Annotated in this window: 21 protein-coding genes; 7 read left to right on the forward strand and 14 right to left on the reverse strand. The window is 32.6% G+C overall.

Annotated features, from left to right (window positions below):
- The first annotated feature begins 149 nt into the window (after positions 1-149).
- From UH7x_RS14835 to UH7x_RS14850, 4 genes are all read left to right on the forward strand, one after another.
- Positions 150-584, forward strand: coding sequence for an Hsp20/alpha crystallin family protein (locus tag UH7x_RS14835; protein ID WP_482360701.1), 435 nt, complete (start codon positions 150-152; stop codon positions 582-584).
- A gap of 209 nt (positions 585-793) precedes the next feature.
- Positions 794-1,840, forward strand: a complete 1,047-nt coding sequence (locus UH7x_RS14840; RefSeq protein ID WP_482360702.1) for a mechanosensitive ion channel family protein — start codon at positions 794-796, stop codon at positions 1,838-1,840.
- Positions 1,841-1,926: 86 nt separating this feature from the next.
- On the forward strand, positions 1,927-4,773 hold the full coding sequence (locus UH7x_RS14845; RefSeq protein ID WP_482360703.1) for a PAS domain-containing sensor histidine kinase: 2,847 nt from the start codon (positions 1,927-1,929) through the stop codon (positions 4,771-4,773).
- Positions 4,751-5,821: a response regulator gene (locus UH7x_RS14850; RefSeq protein ID WP_482360704.1), complete on the forward strand. Its 1,071-nt coding sequence runs from the start codon at positions 4,751-4,753 to the stop codon at positions 5,819-5,821. Before UH7x_RS14845 ends, UH7x_RS14850 begins: the two co-directional genes overlap by 23 nt.
- Before the next feature lie 15 nt (positions 5,822-5,836).
- Here the strand turns inward: UH7x_RS14850 and UH7x_RS14855 are convergent, their stop codons facing one another.
- Positions 5,837-6,073, reverse strand: a complete 237-nt coding sequence (locus tag UH7x_RS14855) for a DUF6327 family protein (RefSeq protein ID WP_482360705.1) — start codon at positions 6,071-6,073, stop codon at positions 5,837-5,839.
- A gap of 355 nt (positions 6,074-6,428) precedes the next feature.
- The gene (locus tag UH7x_RS14860; RefSeq protein ID WP_482360706.1) at positions 6,429-6,758 is read right to left on the reverse strand and encodes a YtxH domain-containing protein; all 330 of its coding nucleotides are present in this window, start codon (positions 6,756-6,758) and stop codon (positions 6,429-6,431) included.
- Positions 6,759-6,939: 181 nt separating this feature from the next.
- Between UH7x_RS14860 and UH7x_RS14865 the strand changes: the two genes are divergently transcribed.
- The 3 genes from UH7x_RS14865 to UH7x_RS14875 all read left to right on the forward strand — a co-directional run bounded on the left by UH7x_RS14865 (position 6,940) and on the right by UH7x_RS14875 (position 8,510).
- Entirely contained in the window at positions 6,940-7,416 is a 477-nt protein-coding gene (locus UH7x_RS14865; RefSeq protein ID WP_482360707.1) for a hypothetical protein, read from the forward strand.
- 254 nt (positions 7,417-7,670) lie between these two features.
- Positions 7,671-8,078, forward strand: a complete 408-nt coding sequence (locus UH7x_RS14870; RefSeq protein WP_482360708.1) for a hypothetical protein — start codon at positions 7,671-7,673, stop codon at positions 8,076-8,078.
- Between the two features lie 69 nt (positions 8,079-8,147).
- Positions 8,148-8,510, forward strand: coding sequence for a hypothetical protein (locus UH7x_RS14875; protein WP_482360709.1), 363 nt, complete (start codon positions 8,148-8,150; stop codon positions 8,508-8,510).
- A gap of 120 nt (positions 8,511-8,630) precedes the next feature.
- Here the strand turns inward: UH7x_RS14875 and UH7x_RS14880 are convergent, their stop codons facing one another.
- The 12 genes from UH7x_RS14880 to UH7x_RS14935 form a co-directional block, all read right to left on the reverse strand.
- On the reverse strand, positions 8,631-9,395 hold the full coding sequence (locus UH7x_RS14880; RefSeq protein WP_482360710.1) for an exodeoxyribonuclease III: 765 nt from the start codon (positions 9,393-9,395) through the stop codon (positions 8,631-8,633).
- Positions 9,396-9,553: 158 nt separating this feature from the next.
- Entirely contained in the window at positions 9,554-12,058 is a 2,505-nt protein-coding gene (locus tag UH7x_RS14885; protein WP_482360711.1) for a cation-translocating P-type ATPase, read from the reverse strand.
- A 376-nt stretch (positions 12,059-12,434) separates the two neighbouring features.
- The gene (locus UH7x_RS14890; protein ID WP_482360712.1) at positions 12,435-13,331 is read right to left on the reverse strand and encodes a 3-hydroxyacyl-CoA dehydrogenase; all 897 of its coding nucleotides are present in this window, start codon (positions 13,329-13,331) and stop codon (positions 12,435-12,437) included.
- Positions 13,332-13,414: 83 nt separating this feature from the next.
- Positions 13,415-14,083, reverse strand: a complete 669-nt coding sequence (locus tag UH7x_RS14895) for a BON domain-containing protein (RefSeq protein WP_482360713.1) — start codon at positions 14,081-14,083, stop codon at positions 13,415-13,417.
- 270 nt (positions 14,084-14,353) lie between these two features.
- Entirely contained in the window at positions 14,354-15,007 is a 654-nt protein-coding gene (locus tag UH7x_RS14900) for a BON domain-containing protein (protein WP_482360714.1), read from the reverse strand.
- A 322-nt stretch (positions 15,008-15,329) separates the two neighbouring features.
- Positions 15,330-15,485, reverse strand: a complete 156-nt coding sequence (locus UH7x_RS14905) for a hypothetical protein (RefSeq protein WP_482360715.1) — start codon at positions 15,483-15,485, stop codon at positions 15,330-15,332.
- 165 nt (positions 15,486-15,650) lie between these two features.
- Positions 15,651-15,740, reverse strand: coding sequence for a hypothetical protein (locus tag UH7x_RS14910; protein ID WP_482363616.1), 90 nt, complete (start codon positions 15,738-15,740; stop codon positions 15,651-15,653).
- Positions 15,741-15,973: 233 nt separating this feature from the next.
- The gene (locus UH7x_RS14915; protein ID WP_482360716.1) at positions 15,974-16,609 is read right to left on the reverse strand and encodes a DUF2238 domain-containing protein; all 636 of its coding nucleotides are present in this window, start codon (positions 16,607-16,609) and stop codon (positions 15,974-15,976) included.
- A gap of 5 nt (positions 16,610-16,614) precedes the next feature.
- Positions 16,615-17,190 carry an HdeD family acid-resistance protein gene (locus UH7x_RS14920; RefSeq protein ID WP_482360717.1) on the reverse strand — a complete coding sequence of 192 codons (576 nt, stop codon included), beginning with the start codon at positions 17,188-17,190 and terminating at the stop codon, positions 16,615-16,617.
- A gap of 20 nt (positions 17,191-17,210) precedes the next feature.
- Complete coding sequence (locus UH7x_RS14925) at positions 17,211-17,672, reverse strand: hypothetical protein (protein WP_482360718.1); 462 nt, start codon at positions 17,670-17,672, stop codon at positions 17,211-17,213.
- Between the two features lie 50 nt (positions 17,673-17,722).
- Positions 17,723-18,433, reverse strand: coding sequence for a 2,3-bisphosphoglycerate-dependent phosphoglycerate mutase (locus UH7x_RS14930; RefSeq protein WP_482360719.1), 711 nt, complete (start codon positions 18,431-18,433; stop codon positions 17,723-17,725).
- Between the two features lie 35 nt (positions 18,434-18,468).
- Complete coding sequence (locus tag UH7x_RS14935; RefSeq protein WP_482360720.1) at positions 18,469-19,287, reverse strand: DUF1269 domain-containing protein; 819 nt, start codon at positions 19,285-19,287, stop codon at positions 18,469-18,471.
- Between the last annotated feature and the right edge of the window lie 15 nt (positions 19,288-19,302).

Genomic DNA, 19,302 nt, shown 5'->3' on the forward strand with positions numbered 1-19,302 from the left:
ATTGACTATCATAGGCATTCTGATTAACAAAAAATTAATTATCACTTATATTAAATAAATAATTCACTACCCTGATCTATGTCAGGCTTATTACCTCTTTCAGTATGTAATTTTATCCAAAATATTGTTTAACCTAAAATTATAAAACTATGTCACTAGTAAAATTTACAGGACGGCCATGGGGTAATTTAATTACCTCTGAATTTTTCGACAACGATGATTTTTTCAACAATAAGTTGTTGCGTAAAAAAATGAATGAACCTGCTTTGAACATTAAAGAAACTGATGATGCCTACGAGGTAGAACTTGCAGCTCCGGGTTTTGCTAAAAAGGATTTTGAAGTTAACATCGACCAAGGATGTTTGAACATTTCTGCAGAGCATTCAAGTTCAAAAGAAGAAGAGGAAGAGAATTATACCCGTAAGGAGTTTAGTTATAATTCTTTTCAAAAATCTTTACGTTTACCAGAAGGTGTAAAAGAAGAGGAGATTAAAGCAACGTACAAAGACGGTGTATTAAGTTTCAATCTTGAGAAAAAAGAAGAGACTAAAAAGCATCAACCAAAGGTGATTGAAATTTCCTAAATTAGAGCGCTAACCTTTAAATGCCCTCGTTCTAAACCCTGAATGCGTCCAAGTTGACAGGGGTAGATTGGGGGCGTTTTTTCTTGTATTTTCTAAAATTATATTTTCTGCAATAACCTAACTCGAAAGATTATCTTAATTTTTTGGTAAATATGATTTTGGTCATAATTACTAAACAAAACACGTAATACTTTTAAAAAAAAATATTCGTGCACTTCAATTTAAATATAGACCTCTTTAACTTAGGACCATGGTCTACTTATCTTATTACGTTTGCAGTTTGTTTACTGTTGGGTCTCCTATTACAGTGGCTTTTATTTATTCTGCTCAAAATTTTACAAGCTAAAAGACCAACAGTTTTAAAAGAGCAGTTGTTAAAACAATTAAAATTACCTACAAAATTTTTCCTACCTGTTTTATTCATGTATGGTTCACTCAGATATTTTGAGGCAACTACTTTTTGGCATAAGGTGGTAGAGGCACTTATTATCATAAACATTGCTTGGATTTTAATTTCACTAATGAATGCATTGGAAGAAGTGATAAAAGAAAGATTTTCAGTTAGCGGTGTAAATAAGGCAAAAGATAGAAAGGTTCTTACCCAATTGCGTTTTATTAAAAGCATCACATTTGTAGTAATAATTACCCTAGCCATCGCAGCTATACTGTGGAATATACCTATGGTTAAAAAGCTGGGTACTACTATTTTAACATCTGCTGGAGTTATTGGTATTATTGTAGGGGTAGCTGCGCAAAAATCAATCGCTAATTTGATTACAGGTTTTCAAATTGCCTTTACGCAGCCAATAAAAATAGACGATGAAGTAGTAATTGAGGGCGAGTTTGGAACGGTGGAAGACATTACACTAACCTATGTAATAATTAAGCTTTGGGATTGGAGAAGATTAGTATTACCGCTAAGTTATTTCAATGAAAATTCATTTATTAATTGGAGTTTTAAATCTAAAGAGATTATTGGCACAGTATTTTTTTATGTTGACTATATTTTTCCTGTTCCCGAAATGCGTGCAAAGTTGTACGAAGTATTGGATGAAAATGAGTTATGGGATCATAAAGAAGTTAATTTGTTAGTTACAAATATAGATGCAAAGACAATGGAGCTCCGGGCTACCTTCAGTGCAAAAAACGCTTCTGATGTATGGAACCTGAGATGCCATGTTCGCGAAAACCTAATAAACTATATTCAGCAATTTCATAAAGATTCCCTACCAAAATATAGAAATATGGGATTATAGCCATTTTCAAAGACCACTGTATAGGTCAATTTTAAATTATAGTTCTTAAGTTTTAATAGGAAACAAAGCCTAACTAAATATTGAATATGAATAATCTTGGTAAGGACAGCGAATTTTTATCTAATAAATATTCGAAAAATCTGGTTAATGAACAAGAACAGAAAGCTGCTTTGCACCAAAGTCATCTTGATTTAAATGAATTAATAGATAATATGCCAGGTATTGCATATCGTAGAAAGAACGATAGTAATTGGTCTTTAGAATATATAAGTAAGGTTTGTTTTCGAATAACTGGTTATACAAGAAACGAATTTATTGAAGGGTGCGTTTCACTGCCTAATATTATGCTAACAGAAGATCTCAGCGCTATAAAAGCTGAAATTCAAAAGGCCATTATCAATAAAGAAGAATTTACTATTGAATACCGCATCAAACATAAAGATGGAACAATTAGAGTTTTAGAGGAAAAAGGGCAAGGAATTTATGATGGAAATAATAGGCTTCTAGCTTTCGAAGGGTTCATACGGGATATTACTAAGGAGAAAGAAACAGACCGATTATCGTTTGAGAATGAAGCTAGAAATAAGGCACTATTAGAAGCAATGCCAGATATGATTTTCATTCAAGATTTAGACGGGGTTTATTTAGACTGTTATGCAGTTGATTCTAAACAATTGTTTATTCCACCCGAAAAATTAATCGGCAAGAATATGAAAGAGATACTACCGCCGAATGTTTTTGCCGTAATTAAGAAAGCTCAAGAACGAGCTATTGAAAGTGGGCAACTACAAGTCGTAGAGTATGATACAAAGGATAAAGAAGGTGAACAGTTTTTTGAAGCGCGGGTAGTACATTTGAATAGCCATGGAATATTGACTATTGCCAGAAATATTACAGAAAAAAGAGAATCAGAACGGCATATTATAAGTAATGAAGCTAAGACTAGAGCCATGTTACGGGCATTACCAGACTTAATGATAGTTTATGATAAACATGGCAATCATCTTGAAATGCACGCACCAGATGATTTTCAACTTGCCGCCCCTTATTCTCAACATATTGGTCGAAACATTGATGCTATTCTTCCTAAAGATGTTTGTGAATCTATACGCAAGGGATTTGTCAATTGTCACAAAACAAAAAAGACCCAAATAGTTGAGTATTCACTTCTCATTAAAAATAAGTTGAGGCACTTAGAATCTAGGGTCATTGAGACTGATGAAGGTAACTTTTTGACAATAATAAGAGATATCACCGCAAATAAAGAAGTCGAAAAAAGTATTAAAGAAAACGAACAAAGACTACGACTTAGTTTAGAAACTGGAGAATTTGGTTCTTGGGATTGGAATTTACTAACTAATCAAATCGTGAGAGATGAATATCAAATTGGACTATTAGATTTAGAAGATAAAAGGTCGAATGGTACTTATCATTCATTTCTTGAAAAAGTGTATTTTGAAGATAAAGAACAAGTAGAATTTGAGGTTAAAAAAGCTTTAAAAAATGATACTAGCTATACTTTAGAATTTAGAATATTACATTCTGATAAAACAATTCATTGGCTTTATGAAAAAGCAAACATTTTCAAAAACTCAAGAGGAGAATCAATTCGTGTTATTGGAATAACTCACGATATAACAGAGCAGAAACGAGCGCAAGAAAAACTAAAAGCAAGTGACGAGAAATTACGTATTTATGCTAATAAATTAGAAAACAGAGTAGAGGAGCGTACCACTGAACTTAGAAATATGGTTCAAAAACTGACAGAGTCAAACCTATCGCTTGAAGATCAAATACAAGAAACTAATATAGCAGAAGAAAAAGCCTTAAAAAGAAAATTTTTAATTGAAAATATTTCTCAAAATTTCCCTAGAGGCTTTGTGGCCGTTATCGATTCTGATAGTCGTGTCGAATTTTTAGCTGGTGAAGAATTGGAAGATTTAGGTTTTAAAGGTCTTGCGAAGTTAAGGCCTAGATTAGATGATTTTAGTATGATTTCTTACGATGTTAGAGTAGAAACTTTAAAATATATTCACAGAACATTAAAAGGTGAACACTGCACTTTCGAATTAGAATTTTTAGACAGGTGTTTTCTGGTCAATACGACTCCCATTTCCAACGGTGATAACAAAACAGAACAAGTTTTATTAGTGTATAATAATATTACGCTACAAAAACAATCAGAGCTTAAAATCTTAAACTCATTAAAAAGAGAAAGAGAATTAAGTGAATTAAAATCGCGGTTTGTTTCAATGGCTTCACATGAGTTTAGAACTCCATTAAGCACTATACTTTCTTCAGCAAATCTAATTGAAAGGCAAAATGAAGTTGGACAGGAAGTTAAACGGATTAAGTATATAGAACGAATAAAATCAAGTGTTAAAGGTTTGGTAGTTATATTAAATGATTTTCTATCGTTAAGCAAACTCGAAGAAGGCAAGGTAATAGCGCAACCCACACCTATAGATTTGGTTGCTTTTTCTAGGGCTGTAATAGACGAATTTGATGGAATTAAAAAGAAGGGGCAAGTCATTCGGTTTATACATAATCGAGATGATATTTTAGTGGTTCTTGACCCCAAATTATTACAGCATATAACACATAACTTATTATCAAATGCGATTAAATATTCTGGTGAGAATACTATTATCGAATATGAGATTAGTACCCGTAATTCTCGATTATTTATTAAGGTAACCGATAATGGAATTGGAATTCCGGTAGATGAACATGCAAATTTATTTCAACGATTTTATCGCGCTAAGAATAGTTTAAATATCGATGGCACAGGCCTAGGATTGAATATTGTTAAACAATATACCGAGTTAATGGGAGGTGTCATCAGTTTTAAAAGCTTTGTAAATGAGGGCGCCACGTTTATAGTTGACTTACCCTTAAATCTGAACGAAAATGAAAAAAATAGTATTAATTGAAGATAACCGAGATGTGCGTGAAATGACCGCCGAAATATTGGAGTTAGAAAATTTTGAGGTAATCACAGCTGAAAATGGTCAGATAGGTATAAAAATGGTGGAAGAATTTTTACCAGACCTTATCCTCTGTGATATTATGATGCCAGAAGTTGATGGATATGGGGTGTTTAAACGTTTAAATAAAAACCATAAAACGGCTGGTATTCCATTTATTTTTCTAACTGCTAAATCTGAAAAATCTGATTTAAGAAAAGGAATGTGCTTGGGAGCTGATGATTATCTCACTAAACCTTTTGAAGCAAATGAACTGTTAGAAGCCATACAGGTTAGAATAACAAAGCATGATTTTTTGCGTAAAGAATTCTCAAGAAATGTTGATGGTTTAAATGCTTTTATAAAAGAAGCCGGTCAATATCAAAATCTTGAAGATCTTTCAAAAGATAGAGAAGTAGTCTCTTATAAAGTAAAAGATGAAATTTATTCTGAGGGTAATGCTGCTCATAATTTGTTTTTTATTCAAAGTGGAGTAGTTAAGACCTATAAATATGCAGAAAATGGAAAAGAGTATGTTAGTGGTATGTTCAATGCGGGCGATTTTATCGGACAGCTTTCTATATTAAGTCCATTGGGCGTATATACAGAAACTGCTGTTGCACTTGAAAAGACTGAAATTTGTAGCATTCCAAAAGAAGATTTCACACATTTATTATTCGGTAACAAAGACGTATCCCACAAATTTATTAATATCATATCGAATGACATGGTACATCTACAAAACCAGATGATGGGTATGGCATTTGATTCTGTTCGTAAAAGAGCGGCCGCAGCACTTCTAAATTTATATGATAAAGGTCTAATCAAAGATAATTTAGATTGTGGTTTAAGTGTTTCAAGAGAAGATTTTGCAGGACTTATTGGTACGGCAACAGAAACAGCGATTAGGGCTCTTTCTAATTTTAAGGATGAGGGAATTATTCAATTAGGTGAGTCACGTAGAATAATATTAAAAGATAAGAAACAATTGCGTTTTGTTGCAGATTTTGGTTGAAAAATATAAATATTACTATTTACGGTCTTTGTGTTTAAACCTATTTAAACCCTCCAGTCCTTTTTTTAGGGCAAAGTCTATCAACAGTTGTTTTATGTTTAAATTATTACCGCTTAGTAATTGAGTAGGTATAAAATTAGTTTTTGCATTCTTCAAATCAAGCTTAAAACTTTCTTTATAAATTTCTCTTTGAAGTTGTAAAATCTTTAAATGTTTATCTATTTCTGTAAAAGAACTATATTTTTTTTTCATGATTTCAATTAAAATAGTGCTTCGAAAAATTTCGGATTACGGGTTTATGTAGGTAATCTCTAAAAACATAACATAGAACGACAGTAATTAAGTAAAACAGTCCGACTATTATAAAACCGATATAGTAGCTATTTAAAGCTTTATTCAAAGCAATTGATATTCCGAATGAAAGAAGAAACAGCGCTAGCATTAAAAAAAATGCTATTAAAAATACTTGTGCTATGCTGGTTATAGATTTAACTATTACCTTAAAAATCTTAAGCTTATAGTAATCTTCACTAGTGTCTATATAAGACCTCATATCAGCATCAGCATCTATGAGGCCTTTTTTTAAAGTTTCAAAAACCATCTAAATCTATTTTTGTAATTGGATATTCTTCTTTTTTAATTCTTGTAGTTTATGTTCTAATGAAGCGATTATATCGTCTGCTTTATAGCTCATATTATTAATAGTATCGTCTAATTTTTGCTCGAATTCTTCTTTTTTATCATTTGCTGTTTTAGTAAGTTCTTCTTTTGCATGTGAAATGCGTTCCGAAAGATCATGCTTGGCATCTAAGGTTGTGTCTTTAATTTTGTGTCGAGTTTCTGAACCCTTATCAGGGGCATATAAAATTCCAAATACCGCTCCAATTGCTGCTCCTGTTACTAACGCTAATAAAATGTTTCCGCTATTATTTGTCATGATTTCTATTGTGTTTTAAATGAATAATTAATACGTAAACAAATGTAATGCTGAATTTATTTTAACATCATGACTTAAGTCAGGATGTCAAAAAATCTATGATACTAATTTAGCATATAGAGAACATTACAATCCATGCAAGTGGAATCTCTGAATTATGTATTGAATGAATGTCCCAAAAATGGAAACTAAGCAAGTTCTATTAAAGTCTTATAATCATTTTTCTACACTTGAGAAAGCTGTTAAAATGATTCGTAAAAATAGTATGGAAAAAATAAAGGTATCTGTTCTAGGCAATTTTGTAGAGAAATATGCTGACAGTACAAAAGGCGTTGTTAATAAAAGAAATTACTTAGCAACTTTCTTTGAGTCGTTATTTGGTGAAAAATATGAATTGGATTCTTTTTATAATCCTGATGTAGGTCGTGTTTTCGTTACAGGATTTTTAGTTCCAATGTTTTTACAGCAAGTAGGAGATAAAAAATTGGGCGCTTTGTCAGGCGGACCATATGGTATCTTAAGAGGTATGGGTATTAGCGAAGCAAGAACAAATACCTATGTTAAAAAACTTAATAATGGCGAGTATTTGCTTTTGGCTAGAGGTGATTATTTAGAAATAGAAAAGCTGGAAGATATACTTAATAGGTTGAAAAAGTAAATTTTTAAAAGAATTTATGAACCCTGACTTAGGTCATAGCTTTTTTATATGTTAAAACGCAAATTTGATATTAAATAAATACAGAAGGGTGAAAGGAAAAACCAAATATAGTAAACATACTTCCGTTGGTGATTTGTTGATTCAATTGAATGTCGAATAGCCATAAAAGCTTTCAAAAGATAATGAGGAATTATTTCAAAAATTAAAGAGCTTAAAGGAAAAAGAATAGATATAATAATTTAAAATTCATAGTTATGAACACAATTTCAAAAAATCAAAAAAAAGAAGTATTAATAGGAGCGGGGCTAAATGAACTGCATTTTGAAAGCAAAGAATGGTTAAGCGATATTGCTTTTTATAAAGATGAAACTAGATTTTTTGTCGACTTATTAAAGAAGAAAAATTCGGATGATGCAGCGCAATCAGCCTATGGAAAAATATTGAATAATTTAGATGAAGTACATGTCGAACTTTTTGACGATTTAGCAAATGATATTTTGGAACATGAAAGAGAATTGTCTCGTTTAGAGGAAGGTGAAAAGGGATTGTCAGATTCGGATTATAGAGATAAACACAAGTTATTAAAGCAACGTTTAGATACTTTCACTAGTAATTTTCGTGAATTCAAAAAAATGGTTTTTAACTATGCAAAAAAACTTTGATCACTAAGAATTTTTCCAGTTATTGAATTTTGGAGATGCGAGAAGATTAGCAGTAATAAAAATAGAATTATGGAAATAGCAATTTTCACCAATACAGATAGACCCAATAGTATCGATAATTTTATGGATTTCTATTACAGTCTGCAAATGCGTTATTTCGCTAGTGACCTTTTGAATCAGGGGCTGTCACCAAAACAAATTAGTAATGCTGTTGTAAAGGCTATGACTATTGCTAGGTCTTCGGGAATGGACATCAAAAAACATTTTAAACCAGTATTTAGCTGTTTGAATACTCAGGTCATTAATGATTGCAAGCTCTCTCGTTTGGGATATGGGCTTGTGCTTATGAATGCAGAATCAAACCTTTCAGCTGTGGGTAAATGGCAACGAAAAGTATTAGAGAAATTTTTAGATAACGCATATATCATATAAAGGACAATAAAATATTAGCCTAATTCAACCTAGTTTTTAATCTAGAGAACTAGGTTGAATTAGGCTATGTTTACAAATAAAACTGTTCTGTTTTTTTATCTTCTAGCTAAATAGCTTGAGCTAAATATCTATTTCTATTCCAATAGGGCAATGGTCAGAACCGAGAACGTCTGAATAAATAGTAACCGCTTTCACTTTTTTCATTAACACTTCACTAACAAGAAAATAATCGATACGCCAACCTGTGTTACGTTCGCGAGCCTTAAAGCGGTAACTCCAATAGGTATATGCTACATCATCTGGATGCAGTTTTCGCCATGAATCAACAAAACCTGCATTTAAAATATTATCCAATCCATCGATTTCTACTTGTGTATAACCAGCTGTTTTATTGTAATTTGATTTGTCATTTTTTAAGTCAATAGCTCGGTGGGCCACATTAAGATCGCCACAGACTATTACCGGTTTTTTTTGTTCAAGATTCTGAATGTATTTCAGAAAATCAGCATCCCATTTTTGACGATAATCAAGTCGGTCTAGCTTTTGTCCTGAATTAGGAACATAAACATTTATAAGATAGAACTTTTCATATTCCGAACATATTATCCTTCCTTCTGTGTCATGTTCATCAATTCCCATATCCATTTGAATTCGTAAAGGTTTCGGCTTACTTAAAATGCCTGTTCCAGAATACCCTTTTTTGTCAGCTGAATTGTAATGTTCGTGGTAACCTATTAAGGAGTCCAGTGCTTTTTCTGTTTCATCAACCTGTGCTTTGGTTTCCTGCAGACAAAGAATATCAGGATTCAATTTTTCGATAGAATCAAAAAAATCCTTTTTTACAATTGCACGTATGCCATTTACATTCCAAGAAATTATGTTCATAAGTAAAACTTTAATTAATATCTAAAAGTAATTTGAGGTCAATATATTAATAAAGAATTAAGGCACGAATAATACATGTGAAAGCAACGAAGCACCAGTTTTTTTCATTTAGGATGTTTCCGATTTAAATACATTAATAGCACTACATAAAGAAATTGTTATGTTTTGTCTCGGCTACGTTTCTTCCATTTAACGAGTTCGAACCAAATTACGGATAAAAAACCCATTCCAGTTGCAACTAGAATTTGAAAAATATCCAAGGTTTTAAAATCGAAAAATTTACTTAATACTGGTACAAAAAGCATTAATGCAGTTAACACTACGGTAACTAAAATTATCAATGGCACTAAGTTGTTCTTGTATTTTAAAGTGGTTAATATAGAATAATGAAATGATCGGTTTACAAGTGTGAGAAATATATTGGCGGAAACCAGTGTTAAAAAAACCATTGTACGGGTAGTCTCTTCATCAAAATTATTATACACTGCATATTGATAAACGGCTAATGTGCCTATAGTAATTACTAAACCTTGAATTACACTTGTTGTTAATTCTTTCCAATTAAAAAAAGTGGTACTTAAAGGACGTGGCTTTTGAGTCATTGTATCCTTCTCCATAGGTTCGTTTTCGTAGATAATACTACAAGTAGGTCCCATAATTAATTCTAAAAAGATAATATGTAAAGGTGAAAAGATATTCGGAAAAGCCCACCCTAAGATTAGTGGAATAGATACTGTAAGGATAATGGGAATATGTATTGAAATAATATATTGTATGGCCTTTTTTAAATTGGTATAAATACGCCTGCCCATGGCTACTGCATCAACCATTCCTGATAAATCGTCTTTTAATAATATTAATGAAGCTGCTTCTTTGGCAATTTCCGTTCCTTTTTTTCCCATAGCAATACCGATATGCGAAGCTTTAAGTGCGGGTGCATCGTTTACTCCATCTCCGGTCATTGCAACGATTTCTTGATTTGCTTTAAGAGCATTTATAATTTTTAATTTTGCCTCGGGAAACATTCGCGTAAAAACGTTAGTTGTTTGCACCCTATCTTTAAGTTCAGTTTCACTTAGCGCCATTAGTTCATCACCTGAAATACTTTTATCATAGCCTCGAAAACCAATTTCTTTCGCAATTGCAGTTGTAGTTGCAGCATTATCACCAGTAACAATTTTGACTTTTATTCCAGCTTTATAAAACGTATCGAAAACTGATTTGATATTCCTTTTAGGCGGGTCATAAAAAGCAATGATACCCTTAAAGTCGAACTTAAAATCTTGTTGTTTTTTTGGATAATTGACGCCTTTAAAATGAGCTTCTCCAACACCTAATACCCGATAGCCCTCTCTAGTAAGTTCTTCTATAGCTTTATTAATATGTTGCTTTTCGTTTTCTGATAGATTAGATACTGCGATAAGCGCTTCAGGGGCACCTTTTGCCGAAATGATTCGTTTCCCTTGATTATTTTCGAATAGATGGGTCATCATGGGGGGTTTACCTCCCAAGGGATATTCATGTATCATTTTATATTGAGGCCGCTCGTCTTTTAAAGTATTCTTTTTATATGCTTCATGCAACGCAATTTCCATCGGATCAAAAGGAATGGGTTCGCTCGCCCACATTGCCAATCGTATCAAATCTTTATCGGCTTCACCCAATATAAGCTTTGTATCAACTATTTTTTTGGTGGCAAAAGTAAAAACTTTTGTAAGCGACATTTTGTTTTCTGTTATTGTTCCAGTTTTATCAGAACAGATAACAGTGGCACTACCCAAGGTCTCGACAGTTTTTATTTGTTTTACTATTACCCCTTTTTTCATCAGTCTATACGAACCCAGTGCAATAAAAGTGGTGAAAGCAACTGGAATTTCTTCTGGGAGAATAGACATTGCAAGTGTAAGTGCCTTTAATAAACTGTCTAAAACATTATGGGAGTTATAAAAATTAATACCCCAAATAAGAATAAAAACGATTGCACCAGCGATAACCATTTTCGTAACAAAATTGTTTATTTGGCGCTCTAATGGGGTCTTATCCTCTTGTATGTCATCTAGACTCTTCCCTATTTTTCCCAGTCGAGTCTCGTTTCCAATTGCAGTAACGGTGGCGATGGCGAGTCCACTAACTACAGTGGTTCCTTTAAAGATTCTAAAATCTTCTTTTTCAGAATCTTTATAAACGGAAAGTGATTCACCTGTAAGTATTGATTCATTTACCGAAAAGTCATTTGAATGCACAATTTTTCCATCTGCGGAAATAGTTATGCCTTCCTCAACCATTAGGCTATCGCCTATAACGACTTCTTCGCTTTTGATTTCGACAACTTCACCATTGCGAATGACTTTACATTTGGGTTGTGTGAAGTTTTGAAGTTTCTCAAGTGCATTGCGACTCCTTCCATCTTGATATAATGAAATGGTAGAAATTATAATAATAGCTGCCACAAGAAAAATACCGTCATCTGCGTCACCATTAATAAAATAAATGACAGATGCAACCAATAGAAGTATTACCATTGGTTCTTTTATAATACCTAAAAGACCATCAATAAGGCCGAAAGCTTTCTTACCATCTATGACGTTCTTTCCATAAGCTGTTCTAGCTTCCAAGACCTCTTCAGAAGTTAAACCCTTAATATTGAAATTTTCTATAGGCATTATAGCGAAGGGGTTGTGTTTGGGTTAATAATAACGTCAATTTAATCTAAAGTTAGCGATAAAGCTTGTATTTGTCCCGTACTAATACCACACAACACCATTCAAAAAACTGATAATTGGCTTATACTAATCAAAAAACCTTCGGTGCTTTTTCTAATTTTTCTTTTTATGATTTCTTATAATTCTTAATCACTACGTTTATCTAGGTGACATTTAGATTCAGTTGTAATGCCTATTTTGACAAAGGTCATTTTTAATCTCTAGTTTTGTTTTTTATCGTTGATAGTTTATGGGAGAATAAACTACGCTTATCTAAGTTTAAACAAGCTTTAAAAACTAGTTTGCTATTTTTCAAATAGCTTAAAGTCACAACAATCTATTTTAAAAAATTTGGATTATTATAAGCAGGATTAGGATATTTATAAAACCCCTCTCCTGTAGAAACTCCCAACTTGTTTTTAGCTATATAATTTTCTTTTAAGTATTTTACTGTCCTTATTTTTAGTTCGTCATTGGTTTTCTCTGCTGCTATTTTATCAATATTATACGCGGTTGTAATACCAACAACATCAAGAATTCCAAAAGGGCCTATAGGCGCTCCTGTAGCTTTTATCCAAGTTTTGTCAATGGTTTCATGGTCTGCAACTTCATTAACTAATAAGTCAGTAGCTGCACTTAGCAATGGCACCAATAATGAATTTAGAATGTAACCTGGTTGCTCTTTATGTAATGGCAATGCCAACATGCCAATGGCTTTAGCAAACGCTACTACATCTTTAAAAACTATTGGGTCTGTAGTGGCATGACCCATAATTTCTGCGGTGTTATGAATCCAAATGGTATTGGCAAAATGTAATGCTATAAATTTAGATGGTCGTCCTGTAACTTCTGCAAAATCACTTGGCAATAAGGTGGAAGAGTTGGTAGCAAAAATTGTTTTTTGTGGTGCTACTTTTGCCAATTTTTTATAAAAATCAATTTTTATAGTTGGATTTTCGGGTATGGCCTCAATTAATAAATCAGCATCTTTAACTGCAATAGATAAATCTGAGGTATAACTTAGGTTTTGATACGTTTTATCTAGTTGCTGCTGTGAAGCATTTAAATCTTTCTTAAAGGCGTCACTCATAGAGTTGAATTTTGTTTTAGCTTTTTTTAAAACGTCATCGTTAATGTCATAAACTGTTACGTGAAATCCATAAAAGGCACTTTGAAATGCAATTTGGTAGCCCAAAACACCACTTCCAGCGATGGTAATATTTTTATAATTCATTTTTGTGTTTTATATATGTTCTTTAGTCATATTTAATATCAACCTGTAAAAATCTAATTACTTTATACGTTTAGCTTTAATAATCACATATAAATAGGATAGTATTCCACTTTTAATTCATTTTTCACTTCAGAAATACCTGGAGCAGCATAAACTGCTCTTTTTGCATCGTCTTTTTCTTTGAGAGATTTTACTGTACCTGTTAAGGTGGCGGTATAGCCGTCTATGGAAACCTTTATATTATTGGCATCAATATCGGCAGAGCGTTCAAATGCATCTTCAATGAGCTGTACAACATTGTCTGGTGTAGTTTTTGGGTGTAATTGTATTGAGCTGACGACCTCTTCTACACCTTCTAGATTTTCAATTATTCTTTTGGTAGCTTCTTTTTGATACTCCCATTCCAATGTGCCCTTTAGGAAGACTAGACCATCTTTAACTTGAATAGTAATATTTTCATGAGGTATTGAATCGGTCCAGTCTAAAATATGAAAGATTCTTTTTTCAATTTCTTCATTTGAATGTTTATTTCTTTCTGTACGTTTAACCTTTATATCTTCCGCAATACCAATTACTCCTGCTATACTTTTTACAGCTTTATCAATTAAGCTTTTTTTTGAATAATCACTCACCATACCTGTCAATATAACAATGCCTTCGTTTACATCAACACCAATTTTACTTTCATCTATTTGGGGTAGCCAATTGAGTTCTGCTAATACATCTTCTTTTAGTTCTAAATCTGTTTTCATAATCTTCAATTATTATATTAATTTCCAAGCTTGTGTTGTCAAATAGCAATTACATTTTACTATATGCCGTAATCTGAAATTATTTAATAGGAACAAGCATTGTAAATTTATTATAGCAGAAGTAAACTATAACTGATATAAATCAGGATAATATAATTTAGTAGTGCTTATTAATAAATTAAAAAAAAATTGCCCTAATCCATAGTTTTAGATTAGGGCAATTTTTTACAAGAAGCGGGCATCGATTCTTATGAAGTTCTAGAAAAAATATTAGTATTCAACAACTAAATCATTTTCAACAGTCCAAACTCCTGGTGAGTAATATGCTGTTTTTCTAGCATCTTCTTTTTCTTTTAAAGAATGCACTCTACCAGTCAGCTTTACCGTATGACCATCGGTTTTTACAGTAATGTTTTTTGCATCAATATCAGCAGAGCGTTCAAACGCTTTTTTTATTTTAGTTTTAATATCACCAGCATCTACAGTGTTTTTTAATGTGATATTATTTACAACGTATTTTACATCTTTTAAATGCTCCACAGCTCTTTTTGCTGCATCTCTTTGAAAAGCCCACATTACTTCACCTGTTAAATAAATCCACCCATCTTCGACCTTAACTTTAACTTTGTCTAGCGGTACAGAAATATTCCATTTTAGAGCGCTTACTGCTGCAGTTGCGATTTCCGTATCAGACTTGTGAGATGAGGATCCGTATTTCACCACAATTTCTTCTGCTACAGCTTTCACTCCAGCTACACTTTTAGCAGCTTTTTCAGCTTCCATCTTTTTTAAGTAGCTGTCTACTGTACCAGTAAGAGTTACAATACCATTGTTAACAACGACACCAATTTCGCTTTCATCTATGTTTGGTTTCCATAGTAGTTCTTCCAATACATCTTCTTTAATACTTAAATCTGTTCTCATAATATTATGATTTAAATTAAACAATTAATAATATATCAAAGATATAGGGGGCGTAAAGGGATAATACTGATACAGGTCAGGGGGCTGTTTTTTTAGGAAAATTTAACATGGAATTTGTTTTTAAATGGCGACTTAAACTTATTCTTTTATCAGTTCTTTCATATAGGAAGGAATAAAAGAAAATTAGAATCAAACTGCTTAGCCAATCTTCAAATTCAATAATAAAAAACAGGTAACAATTTATTCTACTGTTACCTGTTTTCAACCAACCAAAATATATATAGAGGTGAAATATGATTCATATTTCACTCGGATTTTATAATTACTTTAAGTGTGATCTTAACATCCAAGCAGTTTTTTCATGTTGTTCCATAAGTCCTGTAATATAATCGCTGATACCTTCAGCCCTCCATTTGTCGGCAATAGGTGTAATTTCTTCTCGTATAAAGATTATAATGCTTTCATGGTCTTCTAGCAATTCTGCAAATATGCTCTGGCTATCATTTTTGCCTTTTGTTTTTTCTGTTAGATGTGTTAATTAAGAATAATCCATTAATGTTGCAGGAACATAATGCCCTAATGCCTGTATTTTTTCTACTATGGTATAAACTACCACTTGTTGCTCTTCATACAACGTCTCTAGTTAAAAGTGTACAGAATGAAAATCAGGGCCTTCTATGTTCCAATGGAAGTTTAGAGTTTTTGAATAGAGTACAAATTCATCTGCTAATATTTTTGCTAACTAATTTGTGATATCTTGTCTGTTTTCTGCTAAAATTCCAATGTTAGGTATTTTCATTTTTATAAGTTTTAATATTTATTGTACAAAGGTATTTTGGTTTGAACAGGTTAACCCTGACCTAAATCAGGAGACTGTATTAATTTTAAAAAATATAACGGAATCTTCTATGATTTTAGAACCTAAGATGGAAATGGAAAAGCGAATTTCAAATACTTCTAAACGTTTTAACTGGAAATAAATGACCTTTTATATTGGCGCACTAGATGCCATATGGAAGCAGCTAGAACTACTCCCAGAAATGCTATAGCCATGTCTTTTTGAGCATCCCAAATATCGCCTTGTGTTCCCAAATAGGATATACCTTGTTCTACAAAGAATATATCGGCAACCAGCCATTCAATAATTTCATAGATACAGCTAACCGAAAGTGTAGCGCTAATCGGTAAAAAAAAAGCAATATGTTTTGGGTACTTGAGCCATTTTAAAAAACATTCCTGCATAGGGTAGTAAAGCAAAAAACCGAAGCTAAAATGCACCAACCTATCATACTGGTTTCGAGGAGAATTTAGAATATCCTGCAACCAGAAACCAAAGGTATTATCGGCATAAGTATATTTTGAACCATAAACATGTAGGCATAAAAAAATACAGATTAATAAATAGCTGAAGTTGCTGAATCTGTATTTCTTAAAAGTCAAAATTAAAAAGAGCAGCGAAATGACTGTCAAGGTATTTTCAATCAGCCAATTGGCCATATCGGTCGTACCGATTAATGAGTTTACCCAAACAGTGATAAACAAGAGGATAAAAAATACCAACCAATTTTTCTCTCTTTTTTTTTCGCTGCTTTTTATTTTCATTTAAGCTATAGGTTTTGAAAGGTTTTACCCATTCTTTTAAGATCAATACCCAAAAATACTCTAAATACGCCAGCTGTAATAAAAGCAAAAGCGGTCATAAAAACAATACTTAGACCTGCAAAAAATGGATTTGCTAATAACAAAAAGGAAAATAACAAGGTTACAATACTCCAAAATAATAGCATGCCCCAACGTGGCGTTCCGGCAGATTTTAGCTGAATAGATAATCCAATGGATAAAATACTTTGAAATAATAACCAGAAGCCAACATATAAAGGAAGAATAGCCATGGTCATCAGTGGGTGCATCATGAGTAACATACCGATAATTAGATCTAAAATACCTCCTGCTAAATACCATCCCCAACCTTTCATTTCCTTTCTGCTAGAAACAGAAAAGGCAATTTGAAATATACCAGAGACAAATATAAACACACTAAAAATTATACTTAGCGAAACATAACTTTCCAAAGGTGTTCGAATTACCCAAACACCCGCAAAAATATACAGGATGCCCACTAAAATTGAAATCCACCAGTTCTTGACGGCACTTTGTGCCGAACTTAAAATTGTAGTTGCCATAGTTTCTTATTTTTAAATTATTATTCTATGTTGTTCTTGAAAATATCTTTAAGTGCAGTACCAAGTTCGTCCATATCATGATTAAATTCACGTTCGAAACTTTGTTCTTTTTCTTTAGCATCATCATTAAACTCAATGATATCTTGCTTAAAATCTTCTCCTCGCTGTTCCAGCTTTTGTTTTAATGCTTCATTCTTCTCTTCAAGAATGTCTAAATCCGAATTCAATTTTTCACGTTCATTTTTGGCAGTTTTGCTAATCTTTGCACGTAAATCCTTAATGTCATTTTCTGTTTCTGTAATAGCGATATCTGCTTCCGATTTAAAGTTTTCCCAGTTGGCTTTAACGGCAGTCTTTACTTCGGCCTGGGCATCTTTACCCGCTTCATGCAAGTCTTTGCCGACCTCTTTTGTGTCTTCTTTAGCGGCCTTCATATCTTTTTTAGAGGCTTCTCCGCAACTTATAGCTATTGTTCCTGCCATAATTGCTATTAAGGCAAGATTTAAAATTTTAGTTTTCATATTTATAATTTTTAAATTAACACTTCACTTTTTTGAGTTAACAAGTATTTGTTTTTTAGATTCATTATTGTATCAAACTCATATACTTTTGGAATTCCTGTTTTTACTTCTACTGTTGGAATTTCTGATTCAGATATATTTTCAATTTGTCCTATTAGTGCTCGGAGAGAATTGCCGTGGGCACATACCAGTACGGTCTTGTCATTAACCAATTCGGGTACGATATTCTCAAAATAATATTGCACTGTTCGCTGTTTTGTGTCTGCTAAAGATTCACCAGAAGGCAGCTTTTCTATCGCAATGTTAATGTATTTAGAATCATATCTTGGATGTCTTTTATCATCAAAGGATAGGCTAGGTGGGGGCGTTTTGAACCCCCTCCTAACTTTCCAAAAAAGTTCATCACCAACTTCGGTTTTTACATCATCTTTATTTTTGCCCTGCCAATCTCCATAATTTCGCTCGTTTAACTTCCAACTTTTGATAATATCTATATAGGTCATATCGGCAGTTTCGAGCATAATTGTTGCTGTTTTAATAGCTCTTTTTAAATAGGAAGTAAAGCAAATGTCAACAACAATATTCTGATCTTTAACAAGCTGGCCGGCTTGTTGGGCTTCTTTTATTCCTTCTGGGGCAAGTTCAACATCAGTCCATCCAGTAAAGATGTTTTTCATATTCCAAATACTCTTACCGTGTCTTACTAATATTAACTTACCCATAGCTGTTATTTTTTAAGCTGAATTAGCTTTTTGATTTAATCAATAATATCTTCACCCAAGGCATTATGTAATTGGTACAATTTCTCCTCTTCTTTTTTGATTCGCTTTTTAAGCCTATTTTTTCTAGCCTTGCGATATGAATCAGTAATAGAATTTTCATAACCTTTAAGGCGCATTTCTAATTTTTTAATTCGAGCATGAGTATCATCAGTAATGTGCTTTATAGTAGATTTCCTTTTTTCTTCTAACTCGTTCATTCTAGCTTTTCGCTTTGCTTTTAGATTAGCAATTTTAGAATTAATTTTTTTCTTCTCTTCTGCGGTCGCTTTAGAAAGCTTTTCACGTTCATCTTCAATTTCCTCTTCAAGCTCATCTACTTGTTCATCTATATAATTATCAAATTCCACTCCTGCTTCGGTTCTAATAATTTCAGCATCAAAAGGTTTTAAATAGTTATCAATAAAGATCGAACTATCTTCACTTACTTCTGCGATTAAAGCTATAGTTCCGGTCTTCATTTTATTATTGACCTTGTGAATAAAATCATCTTCGAAATCATAACGACTAATATCTATAAGGGCACCTACTGCAGTACCACTATACAAACCGATAATCAAACCTATTGGACCTGCCAGAGCTCCTACAAGTCCGCCTAGTGCCATTCCTGTAAAGGTGATCCAACCTGCACCGTCTGTGGTGTCGTCTAATACTTCGAATTGATCATTCTCTTTTTTTCGAATCATCATATGCTCATAGAGCGTGATATCTCCATAAAAGTCTAATTCTTTAATTTTGTGCAAAGCTTCTATTGCTTTTGTTTCTTCCTTAAAAGAAACGACTATAATATTTGCCATTTTTTTAATGTTTAA

It is taken from the genome of Aurantibacter sp. UH7 (assembly GCF_056839165.1).

Excerpts from the sequence above, each read along its gene's own strand:
- UH7x_RS14835 (WP_482360701.1), top strand. The coding sequence starts at position 150 with ATGTCACTAGTAAAATTTACAGGACGGCCATGGGGTAATTTAATTACC.
- UH7x_RS14845 (WP_482360703.1), top strand. The coding sequence starts at position 1,927 with ATGAATAATCTTGGTAAGGACAGCGAATTTTTATCTAATAAATATTCG.
- UH7x_RS14850 (WP_482360704.1), top strand. The coding sequence starts at position 4,751 with ATGAAAAAAATAGTATTAATTGAAGATAACCGAGATGTGCGTGAAATG.
- UH7x_RS14855 (WP_482360705.1), bottom strand. The coding sequence starts at position 6,073 with ATGAAAAAAAAATATAGTTCTTTTACAGAAATAGATAAACATTTAAAG.
- UH7x_RS14860 (WP_482360706.1), bottom strand. The coding sequence starts at position 6,758 with ATGACAAATAATAGCGGAAACATTTTATTAGCGTTAGTAACAGGAGCA.
- UH7x_RS14865 (WP_482360707.1), top strand. The coding sequence starts at position 6,940 with ATGGAAACTAAGCAAGTTCTATTAAAGTCTTATAATCATTTTTCTACA.
- UH7x_RS14870 (WP_482360708.1), top strand. The coding sequence starts at position 7,671 with ATGAACACAATTTCAAAAAATCAAAAAAAAGAAGTATTAATAGGAGCG.
- UH7x_RS14875 (WP_482360709.1), top strand. The coding sequence starts at position 8,148 with ATGGAAATAGCAATTTTCACCAATACAGATAGACCCAATAGTATCGAT.
- UH7x_RS14880 (WP_482360710.1), bottom strand. The coding sequence starts at position 9,395 with ATGAACATAATTTCTTGGAATGTAAATGGCATACGTGCAATTGTAAAA.
- UH7x_RS14885 (WP_482360711.1), bottom strand. The coding sequence starts at position 12,058 with ATGCCTATAGAAAATTTCAATATTAAGGGTTTAACTTCTGAAGAGGTC.
- UH7x_RS14890 (WP_482360712.1), bottom strand. The coding sequence starts at position 13,331 with ATGAATTATAAAAATATTACCATCGCTGGAAGTGGTGTTTTGGGCTAC.
- UH7x_RS14895 (WP_482360713.1), bottom strand. The coding sequence starts at position 14,083 with ATGAAAACAGATTTAGAACTAAAAGAAGATGTATTAGCAGAACTCAAT.
- UH7x_RS14900 (WP_482360714.1), bottom strand. The coding sequence starts at position 15,007 with ATGAGAACAGATTTAAGTATTAAAGAAGATGTATTGGAAGAACTACTA.
- UH7x_RS14915 (WP_482360716.1), bottom strand. The coding sequence starts at position 16,609 with ATGAAAATAAAAAGCAGCGAAAAAAAAAGAGAGAAAAATTGGTTGGTA.
- UH7x_RS14920 (WP_482360717.1), bottom strand. The coding sequence starts at position 17,190 with ATGGCAACTACAATTTTAAGTTCGGCACAAAGTGCCGTCAAGAACTGG.
- UH7x_RS14925 (WP_482360718.1), bottom strand. The coding sequence starts at position 17,672 with ATGGCAGGAACAATAGCTATAAGTTGCGGAGAAGCCTCTAAAAAAGAT.
- UH7x_RS14930 (WP_482360719.1), bottom strand. The coding sequence starts at position 18,433 with ATGGGTAAGTTAATATTAGTAAGACACGGTAAGAGTATTTGGAATATG.
- UH7x_RS14935 (WP_482360720.1), bottom strand. The coding sequence starts at position 19,287 with ATGGCAAATATTATAGTCGTTTCTTTTAAGGAAGAAACAAAAGCAATA.